Here is a 12711-nt window from a genome sequence, read left to right on the forward strand (position 1 = left end):
GCGCGCTCGGATGGGAACGGGAGAACCCTCCCGGGTTCGCCATTATCCGCAGGCATTTTCAATCGCTCCTGGACAACCCGGGGGAGCGCTCGCTGGATCATATTGAGAACGATCTGCCGCAGCAGATCGATTGCTTCCACCAGGCGAGGGTCAGCGAGACGGTAAAAGATCTGCTGGCCGCGGCGTGTGGTCTTGACGACGCCGGCTTCGCGCATCAATCGCAAATGCTGTGAGGCGTTCTGCGAAGCGATTCCCGCTGCGTCAGCCAGTTCGCCCACGGTTTTCTCGCCTTCCCGGAGCAAGCAGAAGAACTGGAGCCGCGTAGGATGCGACAACAGATCGAAGAAATCAGCTAAAATCTGGCATTCATCGCTGGGGAGCATGGGTTGCGATCCTCCCTAATGCGTAATTACGTACCCGAAATCAATTATGTGCGAACGTTCGCAACTTTGCAATACGATTTGTATACATCATTTATGCATCAGTCTGTTATGCGAACGTCAAACAGATGTTTACATTGTGTTTCTACTGGCCCCGTATTCTCCCAAGGGGTTTTTTCCACGGAGAGATCGGTCCAATTCTGCCAGGCAGGCGGCGGCTGCCGGACACCAGCGACGCACTTTATTACGGCTCCACGCTCTCCTTGAGGAATGCGACTGTACCGAAATAGGCCGTGAAACACGGCGGGTACGTTCGGCAACCAACTCAATGGAAGACGACAATGGACGGCGAGATTGATCAACGACTACCCGACAGGCGAAATCCCTCCGGTTCGACACCTGTCGACTGGGAGGGCGCACTGGCACAGCACGAACGGTGGTTGCGGGCGGTCATTTTTGCGCGGGTCAGGGAACCCCATGCGGTGGACGAAGTCATGCAGGAGGTCGCACTGAGCGCCGTTCGTCAGAAAGCGCCCTTGCAGGATCCCGCCAAGGTCGCGCCGTGGCTGTATCGTCTTGCGGTGCTCAACGCCCTGATGTATCGCCGCAAGCTGGGACGACGTCGCAAGTGGCTCAAGCGGTACGGCGAGGAAAAGCGAAATCACGCCCCTGCCCAGCCCAATCCCTTGGACTGGCTTCTGGCGGCGGAACGCGACGAGATTGTTCACACGGCACTCCAGGCTCTCCCGGCCAGGGATGCCGAGATCCTTCTGCTCAAATATGGGCAGGACTGGAGCTACCAGGAAATTGCCGACCACCTGGGGATAAGTTTTTCAGCAGTCCAGACAAGACTTCACCGGGCCAGGCAGCGGCTCCGCGAAGAACTCCACAGACTTTCCCAGGGTGCATTCAACGGTGAGTCTCCCGGCCCATCCAACGTCGCCGATGATCGCCCCTGACCCGGGCTATTACGGTGGGGCTTGGTACCAGATCGATGCTCGGGCAAAGGCGCGGAAGCGAATATCTGGAAGACAACGACAATCAGATGTGTGAGGGATTTGCTTGGGGTGATTCCTATGAAGATAGATCAAGATCTCATTGACAGGTTGGTTGATGGTGAGGCGAATGAAGACGAGCGGCGCCGCGTTTTGTCCGCGCTGGCGCACGACTCAGAATTGTGCCGGCGAGTGGCACTGGCCTTTTTGGAGGCGCAGGAATGGCGCCGGCTCTTCCCCTCGCTGGCCGGTGATTCGAGTTCAAAACACGGGGCGTTCGCGAACTCGCGATCCGAGGTAATCTCGCGAACCCCCTCAAGCCCTGCGGAGCGAGACATCACCGAAATTCAAGGTCGTCCTGCTCGAAAGTCCCCGGGCCGTTATCTTGGCGCTTTAGCGGCGATGGCGTGCAGTTTTGCCGTCATGTTTGCGGCTGTCTGGTGGGTAGTACAGCCGCGTCCAACGAAAAGTGCTGCGGTACCGCCAGCCGGCACGGGGGTCGCCACTAGCGCTCAAACCGGCGGAAGCGGAGAGTTACTTGCCGAAAACGGCGCGAATCCGCCCCGTTTCTCGGATGCCCAAAAACCTTCCGCTCCGCCGTTCCAAATGGTCGCTGTTCCAGTCGCCGTGGGCAATGATGGCACCCTCACCACAGTGGATGTTCCCATCATTCCGGTGGCCGAGGGGCAACAACCGAATCTATGGCCGGAAAGCGTGGTTCCTGCCGAAGTGCTGGACGTCCTCAGAAAAAGCGGACATGTCATTCGGCAGAAGCGTCAATTGGTGCCGGTGTCCCTTCCGGATGGGCGACAAACGATCATTCCGGTTGACCAGGTAGAGATCCAGATGCCGGATCATGATGTTCGGTAGGTGTTCGGTGTCAGACATTCAGGAAAGGAGGAGTGACCATGCGGCGAGCAATAGCGAGGATGACGAGAGGGCTCACATGGGTTTTTGTGGCAGCCGGGGTTTCCGGGCTGATATTAGCCGGGAATTTCGCTTACTCTGCCGAGCCCGCCCCAAGAGCTCCGTTAGACCGGGTGGTATCGTCACCCACTGACATGTGGATCGGTGTGGTCGTGGAGGAAGTCCCGGAGGTGTTACGGGCGCAGGTGGACCTGCCGGAAGACCAGGGATTACTCGTCACGAGTGTGGCGAAAGACAGCCCCGCCGAAAAAGCCGGAATTAAGGTGCACGACATCTTACTGGAGGCGGCCGGTAAGCCGCTGACCAAGCCGGGTGATCTGGTCGATGTTGTCCAGGAGAAAAAGGATAAACCGATCGAAATCAAAGTCTTGCGGAAGGGAAAAACGCTGATCGTGCAGGTGACGCCCGAGCCGCGTCCCTCCGGAGCATGGGAGTTTCCTCCGCCGTTTCCTGGGACCTTTGCAGATCCCAAAGCATGGGAGAAATGGCTGGAAGCTTTCCGAGAACGTTTCCCCGGGCAGCCGCCGCTCGTTTTCCGGTTTTATCATCCGGGCGTGATTGTTCCGCCGGGCGAATCTCTCAACATCCCGAAGAACATGACCATCGTCATTACCAAGGAGGGGGACAAGCCGGCCCGGATCGTCGTCCAGAAGGACAATCAGAAATGGGAAGTGACCGAGAACGAACTGGATAAGCTTCCCGCCGATGTGAGGCCCCATGTGGAAAAGATGCTCCGTGGCAGTGGCCGGCCTGGGGCGGTGGAGGTGAAGCCGGTGGTGCCTCAGGCGGGGCCCCCACGGAGCCTCATCCGTCCGCGGCACGAGCCCCAAGCGGAGAGCGAAGGTCGCGTCAATAAACTCGAGGAGCAGATCAAGGCCCTGGAAAACCGTCTGAAGGCACTCGAGAAAAAACTCGAGCAAGCCGCTCAACCGAAAGAGAAAGCTGAGAAATAGGACGGCGAGCGACCAGGTTGAAGATCGTTTCCGGAGCAACACCCCGGTCGGGATGTAACCCAGCGGTTCGTGGAAAGCCCCGCAAAGTGGCAGCCGTTTGACATCCCGACCGGGGTGTGATTATACTCGGTTCGTAGAATGAGAGTGGTGCGAACAAGGCCGTGTCGGGAAGAATTCCCGATGAGGGCGAAGCCGTTGCCAGCCAGCGTTGATTTGCAGCCAGGGGATTTGAAGGAAGGTTGAGCTTATGAATCTCATCGGCAAGATCTTCGTGGTTCTTATCTTTGTGATGAGTATTGTGTTCATGAGCTTTGCGCTCATGGTCTATTCGGCCCACATTAACTGGCGCGAGGTGGTGGAGAATCCGAAGGAAGCCCCGGGCAAGCCATTGGGGTTGCGACTCCAGGTGCAAAATCTTCGAAAGGAAAACGATGCCCTTCGTGCACAGATTGATGAGCTGACCAAGAGGCTCGATGCGGAAATCGCCGACAAGCGAGCCCAGGTGGCCAAGCTGGAGCAGGCACGGGACGATCTTCAACGGGAACGTGACCAGCTCATGCAGCAGGTGGCGCAGTTGACTCAGCAGGCGCGCGACGCAGTTGCGGCGATGGAGGCGGCTCATCAAACCCTCGCCAAGAGAACGGCTGAGGTGGACGATCTGCGCAATCTCTTGCGGCAGGCCGAACAAGCGAGGCATGAGGCGCTTCTGCGTTTGGTCCAGCGGACCGACGAACTTCATCAGACAGCAAACGAGTTGCGTGTGTTGAAAGATCGTTCCGTGACACTTGCCGATGATCTCGCCAAGGCTCGCGAAGTGTTGGCCAAATTTGATCTCAAGCCGGAGCCGGAGCTCTATCAGGACCGTGCGCCGAAGGTGGAGGGCGTGGTCCTGGCGGTACCTGGCAATGGATTGCTGGAGATTTCCGTTGGTTCAGATGATGGCCTCATGAAGGGACACAAGCTTGACGTTTTCCGGCTGGGTAATGGCGAAAACAAGTATCTCGGTCGAGTGGTGGTCGTCAGAACGGAACCCGACCGAGCTGTGTGTCAGGTGATTCCTGAGTATCAGGAAGGCCCCATTCAGCAAGGAGATCGCGTTGCAAGCAGCCTCCAGTAGTCCTGTACAATATCGGCCCCCTCGGGTGGATATTTATACCGTGCTGCTGGCGATCGCGCTGGTGGCCGTGATTATCGGCTGCGTGTTCCTCTACCTGGAAGTAGCCGATTACGGAAGTCCGCCCTATCCTGAGGGTGGCGTCGTCCTGAACAACCCGGCGATGCCGGTGGTTTCGCCGGCGCTGGGGGGAACATGGTTTCCCCCGCCGTTTGAAGTGACGGGATAACCGGACCCGCCGGATTTCCGGTGTACGGTCGCGGGCTCTTCGTGAATAACCGACGTCACAGGTTGTGAGGCCCCCGTTGGGGGCCTTTTTCATTTGGCGTGAACCGCCTCGTTTGCCGTATCCGTCAATGCGGGGGGTTACCGCCGAATTCGACTTTCATCGGCGTGCTTTCTCAAAATATTTTCTGCGAGCCGACAGTTTTGCTGCGACAGTCCTCTGACCGGCGACGTTGCTCGTGCCGAATCCTCGCGGCCGCAGCGAAGAGTGCTGGACGTCTAACCCGGGGAGGTTTTCGGCGCGGACCGGCGGGCGGTTTTGCACGCTTGCTCCGATAGTTGTATAGTGGGCGATAGATGAGATTTCGGGAGCGACTTCTTTTTTCAAGAAACGGACGGCAGACATGACGGTGTTAGCGGTCCACGGACTCAAAAAGGTGTATCCTTCTCCAGGACAGCCTCTGTGCGTTCTGAATAATGTGGAGTTTGAACTTCACTCCGGAGACCGCGTGGCGATTCTGGGACCCAGCGGCTCCGGCAAAAGCACTCTTTTGAACATCATCGGTGGATTGGACCAGCCCACAGAAGGCCGTGTGGTGGTGGACGGCCAGGTCGTCTCGGAGATGCCCGAAAGGGAGCTCTCTCGCTATCGAAACCGAACTGTCGGGTTCGTCTTCCAGGACCACCATCTCTTGCCTCAGTGCACGGTCCTCGAGAATGTTCTTGTGCCGTGTTTGGCGTCGGGATCGCTCCAGCAGGATGAGGTTAACTGGGCTTTGGCCCTTCTCGATCGGGTGGGCCTGAAGGATCGCGTGCGGCACAGGCCGGGTGAGCTGTCGGGGGGTGAACGTCAGCGCGTGGCCATCGCCCGGGCGCTCATACGGCGACCCGCGCTCATTTTAGCCGACGAACCGACGGGGAATCTCGACCGAACAACAGGCGAGCGCGTGGCCCAACTACTCGTTGAACTTCACCAGGAGCAAAACAATATCCTCATCGTGGTGACTCATAGTGAACATTTGGCTGCGATCATTGGGAAACAATGTCGGCTGGAGAACGGACAACTCAGGTGGGAGAACGGGTGAGAGCGCCTTTCATGAATCCGAAGCACTCAGCTTTCTCGCTCGGGAGACTGGTTTGCGAAACTCTGTGGTATTTTTCCCGACCGCTCACCGGTGTTGTTCTGGCGGTTGCCGTGACGACCGCCGTGTTGGTTGGGGCCCTTGTGCTGGGCGATTCCCTTCGCGAAAGTCTGCGCCATCAAGCTATCGATCGTCTTGGGGCCGTGGACGACGCTCTTTTTGCTGCAGGTTTCCTGCGTCAGGATTGCACGAATGATTGGCTAAAAAAGGCTCAGATGTACTCGCAGATCGTGCCAATCATTCGTGTGTCGGCTTCACTCGAAAATTCCTCGGGAAGCGGTGATGGAACCGCTCGTGCCAACGGGGTGCAGATCATCGGTTGTTCCGCAACTTTCTGGACGTTGGGTGCAGTGAAACCCGCGCGTCAACCGCAGGGACGGGAAATTGTGCTCAACGCAAAGACGGCGGAACTCCTTCACGCGAAAATTGGCGACCGAATCGTCGTGTGGCTGCCAGTGGTTCGCGGTATCCCGGCTGAGAGCAGCTTCGGGCGGCGCGCCGATCTGCTGAAGCCATCGGCCGTCACAGTGGTGGATATTGTACCGAGCGAGAATCTAGGGGCGTTCCAACTGGCAGGGTCGCAGGAAATTCCTCGCAACGCTTACGTCGATCTGGCATGGCTTGCGGAGGAGATCGATCAACCCGGTCGCGCCAATCTCGTCCTGTTTTCGAGAAAAGCCGAGTTCTCGCACGATACGGGGAACGCCCTGGCTGAATTGGAGCGGTTTCCCCTCCTGCCCGAGGATTATGGCCTGCGAGTAACCAGAACGCGAAGGGGCTATCTCTTTCTTAGCGCGGAGAGGTTGATCTTCGATCCAGCCACGGAGAAAGCGGTGACGGATCACCTGAAAGGAGTCGAGTTTCAACGGGTCTTCATCTATTTGGCCGAGCGGGTCACTTCACATCATGGCGAAGCCTGGTATGCGACTGTGGCGGCTCTCCCGCTTGCGTCGGATCCGCCCTTTGGCCCGTTCCTGGATATGGCGGGTCGCCCGGTCACGACGCCGGCTGAGGACGAATGCGTTATCAACGAATTCCTGGCAGAAAGGTTGCAGGTGCGACCAGGCGAGGAGATCACGCTTACCTATTTTGCTCCCGAAACACAGGGTGCCGATATCCGGCGGGAAACTGCATCTTTAAAAGTGAAAGCCGTTGTCCGTTTGCAGGGAGCCGCTGCGGATCCGGAACTTGTTCCCGAGGTTAGGGGACTGACTGACAAAAAAACGATCGCGGACTGGGATCCGCCGTTTCCATTCGATGCTTCCCACGTCACACGCGAGGATGAGGACTACTGGACACAACACCGAACAACACCCAAGATTTTTGTTTCGCCTGAGTTTGCCGAAAAACATTGGGCGAGCCGGTACGGGAACACCACCGGGATTCAGGTTTTGCCAACCAGCGGGCTGGATGAGCAAGCGCTTCGTGCCCGGCTGACATTATCCGTTGGAGAATTAGGGTGGCAACCCCAACCAGTGAAAGAACAGGCCCTCACGGCTTCCCAGGGTACCACACCGTTTGACGTGCTTTTTCTGGCCTTCAACCTGTTTGTGGTTGTGGCCAGTTTACTGCTGACCGGGCTTTTGTTCGTGCTCAACGTGGAAAAACGTGCCAACCAATTGGGACTTGTGCGAGCCGTGGGTTGGCCGCGAACAAAAGTTCTTTTCTGGCTTCTCGGCGAGTCCGCAGTTTTAACCGTGGTCGGAACTTTGGGGGGAGTTCTGCTCGGGGTGGGATATGCCAAAGTTCTCATCTGGGGACTGCACACGATTTGGCTTCCGGCGGTAGGCACTCCGTTTCTTCATTTGGCTGTCACGCCGTCTGCCATTCTCCTCGGCATTGTGTTAGGGATTGCCTGTTCTCTTGTGGTTACAGCCGTCATGACATGGCGGTTCGTCCGTTTGACGCCTCAGGCCCTGTTAATGGGCACTTGGGATTCGGAGAGAATGGGCGGAACAAAGTTCGGCAGAAAGTACGGTCGGGCGGTTGGGGTTTTCATCGCTGTCGTTGCCCTTGCAGGGGCGATCGTTTTGGCTGGCCTCGGTTTTGATAGTGACGAACGAACTCAGGCGGGTGCCTTTTTCGGATCGGGAGCGCTCATGCTGTTCGGCCTGTGGTGGACCCTGGTCCTGTGGTTCAGGGGTTGGCTGCGAACGAAAGCCATTGTTCGCCGGATTGTTGGTCTTGCCATTAGAAATCTTGGGAGAAATCCAACGCGGTCGGCACTGAGCACCGTTTTAATGGGCCTAGCGGTGTTTCTCGTCATTTCAGTGAGCAGCTTTCATATGGACGTCAGCGACCGTGGACCCGAGCTCGCCAGCGGTGACGGAGGCTTCTGGCTTGTTGGTGAAAGCGATCACCCGATTTTTTCCGATCTGAACAGCGTCGGTGTGAGGCGGTCTCTGGGCTTAAGCGACGCTGATTTAGCCCAATGGAAGGGGGTCCGTATCTTCGCGCTGCGTCGTCGTGCGGGAGAAGATGCAAGCTGTTTGAATCTCTATCGGGCGCGAGAACCGATAGTTTTGGGTGTGGGAGACGATTTTATCGCACGAGGCGGCTTCCGCTTCACGTCCGTGCTGAAGTCTGCCCAAGGATTAACGGAGAGTAACCCCTGGGAGTTACTGAAGAAACCACCGCTCATTGATCAAGAGGGCGTTATCCATGTGCCCGCCATTGTCGATGATGCAACAGCGAAGTATGCCTTTCAGAAATGGCGAGGTATTGGCGAAACGTTCGAGATAGTTTTGCCTACGGGCAAGCGAGTCGCCTTTGAGTTCGTGGGACTTTTAGATAACAGCATCTTTCAGGGGCGGATTCTCATTTGGGAAAGAACGTTCCGCGAGCTTTTTCCAGAGGTTGCCGGCTACCGGTACTTTCTCGTGGAAATTGGGTCATCCGGTGAGGGCTACCAGGCGAACAAAAGCCTGGCGAGTAAGGTTCAGCAGTTTTTGGAAAAAAGCTTTGCCGCCGAGGGACTGCAAATTGTTTCGACCGGCGAAAAACTACGGGCTCTCTATGCGGTACAAAATACCTATCTGTCCACATTCCAGTCCCTGGGCGGATTGGGGCTTTTGCTGGGTACCATCGGGCTGGGAGCCGTTGTTTTTCGCGGGCTTGTCGAAAGACAAAGGGAAATTTCCCTGCTTCGGGCGGTGGGCTTTTCAGCCGGGCGGGTACATTTATTGGTGTTGCTGGAAAATATGGGCGTACTGCTTCTGGGGCTCGGAATCGGTGTGATTTCCTCCCTGCTGGCTGTGGCCCCGCAACTCTTGTCCGGACGCGGACACGTACCGTGGCAGACAGCTACCGTGGTAGGAGCACTCATGCTCCTCATCGGCTTTGCAACAGGCCACGTGGCTGGCCGTTGGGTGGCACACCAACCGCCAGCCACGGGATTGCGGCGAGAATGACCTCACATTCCCTGGCGACTAAAACCAGGGAATGCTCCTGCCTTGCATCGCGCAGCCGGGCACGGCGCTAATAACCGTGGGCTACTTACTTGTTCGGTGGGCCATGCAAAAATCACAGGAAGCGATAGCGCCCGGGCATAGGGACGGGGGCCACGGGGTATGGTCCGAACTCGTACTTTTCCGGACCCAGTTTCGTGGTGGATTGCATGGCGTCGTCCCAGGTGATGGACTGGCCACTGTACACCGCTTCTCGTCCGAGGATCCCCGTCATGGTACTGATGGCCACGTTTTCCGCCTCGTTGATGGGGTTCCCCTCGCGGATGCTTGCGATGAGATCTTCGTGTTCCTGCTCGTATGGATTGGGGTTGGGACCACGGTAACGCCAGCGTTCATTCTTCATTTGAATCATTTGGTGGCAGTCACTTTCGCCGAGCGTACCCTTGACGAATTCGCCCACGATGTTTTGGCACCCGTTGATCTGTCGGCACTGACTGAACACGGTGACGCTGTTTGGATATTCGAATTCCACAGCGAAATGATCGTAGATGTTTCCATACTTCGGATCGGTCCGCACTTGACGACCACCCAACCCAGACACCGCGCGGATGGGATGAGTACCCAGCACCCAGTTCATCACGTCGAGATTGTGGACGTGTTGCTCAACAATATGGTCTCCGGAAAGCCAGGTGAAGTAATTCCAGTTGCGCAATTGCCACTCCATGTCGGACCAACCCGGCTGCCGTTCCACCACCCAGATCTCTCCCCCGTTCCAGTAGCACTTGGCATAGATGATCTCACCGATTGCCCCGTCATGGATGCGGCGGATCGTTTCCTGATAGCTTCGTTCATGCCGACGCTGAGTTCCCGCCGCTATTCCAAGCTTCTTTTGCTTGGCCAATTCACCGGCTTTCAAAACCAGTTTGACTCCCGGAACATCGACGGCCACCGGCTTTTCCATGAATACGTGTTTTCCAGCCTCAATTGCCGCCATCAGATGCATCGGACGGAAGTGCGGAGGAGTAGCCAGAATTACGTAATTGACTTCCGGGACGGCGAGAAGCTGCTTGTATGCGTCAAATCCGACGAAGCAACGGTCGGGCGGTACGTCTCTCCCGAGCTTCTGCAGGTTGGCACGACAGGCCTCGAGACGATCTGGAAACAGGTCGGCCAGGGCCACCACTTTGATATTTTTCCGAACAACCGTTGCGTTCTCAGCCACGTCTTCGGTGTGGTAACCCGTGGCCGGATAGATGACCTTGGTCGCGGCTCCCAGTGCGTTAAGGACGGCGCCAGTGCCGCGGCCTCCGCAGCCGATCAGCCCGATATTGACTTCCATATCCTCATTGAAAGCTCCATGGGCAAATCGGTGCACGGCAACGGCAGTCGCCAATCCCACGGCACCGGTCTTGACCAGAAACGACCGTCGATTCAGCACGCTTGAGCCTTGCCGTGACTGTGTCATAAGAGCATTCCTCCTCTTTCGAGAAACCTGTTTCATGTGATTTAGGAAAAAAACATCAGTTAGATTATCAAGCCCATGGCGAGGAAACAAGGGTACCGCTGGGCCCAAATGGGCGATGGCTCGCACGCACTTTCGCGATACTCTTCCCATGTCATTTGGTGGGAACCCACCGATCAGTTGGCGGTGTGAGCTTACGCACCTGGATCCTCTGCCGTGCGTCCATTGTTTGGTGTCCGCCAGCAACCCCTTTCAGCCGCAATATCAAATCACACACCTTGCCAGGATGGATTTTGCCGCCAAAGAAATCTCGGTTCATCTCGAAAGAAGGCAACCCGGTACCGAATTTCATCACGTCACGACGCGGAGTCTTTTTTAAAAAACACTATCGGAGGCTTCGCGGTGTGAATCGTTTCAAGTTGTTGCCCTATCCTGCCGTGGCAGTGGGCGACTCATTATGCGGCAACGGGTTCGCATTTCTCTGCGATAACGCGGCGCTTAAAGAGAAAATCGACGGCCGATATTTCGTGGCTGGGCCGCCTCGTCAGAGAAAGGGCTCCCGCGCATTCGAAACCGCGGTCGGACAGGAAGTCCACGAGATCTCGAAAAGAGTAGTCGGTTCGATACGGTGAACAGAACATGAACTCAGTGAGGATGACCTCGGTTCGCGTGAGGGTATGTGGCGCTCCTCGAAGGATGCGCAATTCATTGCCCTGGGTGTCCAGCTTGAGGAAAAAAGAACCGTGCAGGTCCGGAATCTCCTCGACAATGTGATCGAGTGTTTTCGTCTGCACCATTCGCAGGGCGACTGGCTCGGGAGCATCGTTGGGAAACTTTTCTTTGAGAATGGTGCCCTCAGCCGGCACAAGGGAACTCATCGTGCGGTCATGATGGATATAAAACGGCACCGTTGATTCCCGTTCATCGAGTGCGGCACAGATTACGGCCACGTTGCTGGATGGGTTGCGCTGGCGAATTTCTCCAACCAGGTCTTCGTCCGCTTCGATACAGACGATCCGGCGAAACCCAAAGAGACGCTGAGCCAGTTGGGTGAAAACGCCCCGATGGGCGCCCACGTCGAGCAGCACGGCGGGAATATTCGTGACCAGCGCGCGAATGGAGAGGAGTGTTTCCAAAAGCTCGAGAGGGTAGCGATCGGGTGGTATGCCTGACTCCGCACACAACTGGCGCACCCGTTCCCGATGGTAAAATGCGGCGCTTTTCTTGAGTACGGTAGTGCGAAGTTTTTGGGACAGTTGACTCAAGAATCGTACCATGCCCGAGGATCCTATTTGACAAGGTTGCCTCCCCCAGTTTCCGCGAAGGTTCTCATCTGGACCTGTTCTCTTCAGCTTTAATAGCGTCGGAAGCCGCTTCGCATTTTGGCCGATTGGGGCACCAATCCTAGCCACCTTTTTTGGAACCGGCAAGATCGGTTTGCGTGCGTCGCCATGCTTCTGTATTTCGCCTAATTTTACCGACCGGGCATTTCCGTGGGCGAAACCGGCCCGGTGCTGGCGGTTGCGGTCCGGAAGACCAGATGCGGCGCGGGTGAACTGGTGGGATATGCAGTTGCCGACGGTGATGACTGTTGAGATCCCCAAAGCCGGTGCAACAGCTCACCAAGCCGACGGGTGAGCTCACGACGCTCAAACATTTGAATGCCGGGCGGAGGGAGGCGGTGGACTGCTCCTCTTTGTTGCCAGGCTAAATAGCGACGCTTGATCGCCTCGGCAATGGCCTGCACGTCGGTGGGCTCCATCACATCACCCGCATCAAATTGCCGAATAAGGTCCCATATGTCACTTTTCTGGACAGGCGCGAGGATGGGAGTACCGGACCGAAGGTAACTGTAGAGCTTGCCTGGGATCATGGGGAGGAAGTCTCGGCCGTGGTGCCATTGACCTACCTGGAGCAGGAGAAGGAGATTTGCGTCGAGCATCATCCGCACGGAGACCGTCTCGGATACGGGAGAGCGAACCGCGATCACCGATGGGATGGGAAAACTTTTCAACAACCGACGAATCTCTTGGGAAAAACACCCGACGAAAACCACGCGCAATGTCTTGGCCCAGTCCGGATAATCGTTGAGAACCTGCTTGAGGG

At 56.9% G+C, this 12711-nt stretch carries 11 protein-coding genes; 7 read left to right on the forward strand and 4 right to left on the reverse strand.

The features are described from left to right. Positions 1–383, reverse strand: a 383-nt coding sequence (locus H5U08_RS02295; RefSeq protein ID WP_297029692.1) for a metalloregulator ArsR/SmtB family transcription factor, incomplete at its 3' end; no start/stop codon positions are given. A gap of 338 nt (positions 384–721) precedes the next feature. Here H5U08_RS02295 and H5U08_RS02300 point away from each other — a divergent pair. The 7 genes from H5U08_RS02300 to H5U08_RS02330 all read left to right on the forward strand — a co-directional run bounded on the left by H5U08_RS02300 (position 722) and on the right by H5U08_RS02330 (position 9146). Then, a complete protein-coding gene (locus H5U08_RS02300) occupies positions 722–1339 on the forward strand; it encodes a sigma-70 family RNA polymerase sigma factor (protein ID WP_297029695.1) in 618 nt (205 codons plus the stop codon). A gap of 117 nt (positions 1340–1456) precedes the next feature. Further along, positions 1457–2245, forward strand: coding sequence for a hypothetical protein (locus tag H5U08_RS02305; RefSeq protein WP_297029698.1), 789 nt, complete (start codon positions 1457–1459; stop codon positions 2243–2245). A 38-nt stretch (positions 2246–2283) separates the two neighbouring features. Continuing rightward, on the forward strand, positions 2284–3255 hold the full coding sequence (locus H5U08_RS02310; protein ID WP_297029701.1) for a PDZ domain-containing protein: 972 nt from the start codon (positions 2284–2286) through the stop codon (positions 3253–3255). 247 nt (positions 3256–3502) lie between these two features. Next, positions 3503–4372: a hypothetical protein gene (locus H5U08_RS02315; protein WP_297029703.1), complete on the forward strand. Its 870-nt coding sequence runs from the start codon at positions 3503–3505 to the stop codon at positions 4370–4372. Then, positions 4353–4598, forward strand: a complete 246-nt coding sequence (locus H5U08_RS02320) for a hypothetical protein (protein ID WP_297029704.1) — start codon at positions 4353–4355, stop codon at positions 4596–4598. Before H5U08_RS02315 ends, H5U08_RS02320 begins: the two co-directional genes overlap by 20 nt. Positions 4599–4998: 400 nt before the next feature. After that, positions 4999–5679: an ABC transporter ATP-binding protein gene (locus tag H5U08_RS02325; RefSeq protein WP_297029706.1), complete on the forward strand. Its 681-nt coding sequence runs from the start codon at positions 4999–5001 to the stop codon at positions 5677–5679. Positions 5680–5690: 11 nt separating this feature from the next. Further along, a complete protein-coding gene (locus H5U08_RS02330; RefSeq protein WP_297029707.1) occupies positions 5691–9146 on the forward strand; it encodes an ABC transporter permease in 3456 nt (1151 codons plus the stop codon). Positions 9147–9258: 112 nt separating this feature from the next. On the opposite strand, the gene H5U08_RS02335 is transcribed toward H5U08_RS02330, so the two are convergent. The 3 genes from H5U08_RS02335 to H5U08_RS02345 all read right to left on the reverse strand — a co-directional run. Beyond that, the gene (locus H5U08_RS02335; protein WP_297029709.1) at positions 9259–10608 is read right to left on the reverse strand and encodes a Gfo/Idh/MocA family oxidoreductase; all 1350 of its coding nucleotides are present in this window, start codon (positions 10606–10608) and stop codon (positions 9259–9261) included. A 452-nt stretch (positions 10609–11060) separates the two neighbouring features. Next, positions 11061–11882, reverse strand: a complete 822-nt coding sequence (locus tag H5U08_RS02340) for an FkbM family methyltransferase (RefSeq protein ID WP_297029711.1) — start codon at positions 11880–11882, stop codon at positions 11061–11063. Positions 11883–12079: 197 nt separating this feature from the next. Next, on the reverse strand, positions 12080–12711 hold a 632-nt coding region (locus tag H5U08_RS02345), incomplete at its 5' end, for a hypothetical protein (protein WP_297029712.1).

It is taken from the genome of Thermogutta sp., from assembly GCF_014359955.1.
Taxonomy (GTDB): domain Bacteria; phylum Planctomycetota; class Planctomycetia; order Pirellulales; family Thermoguttaceae; genus Thermogutta.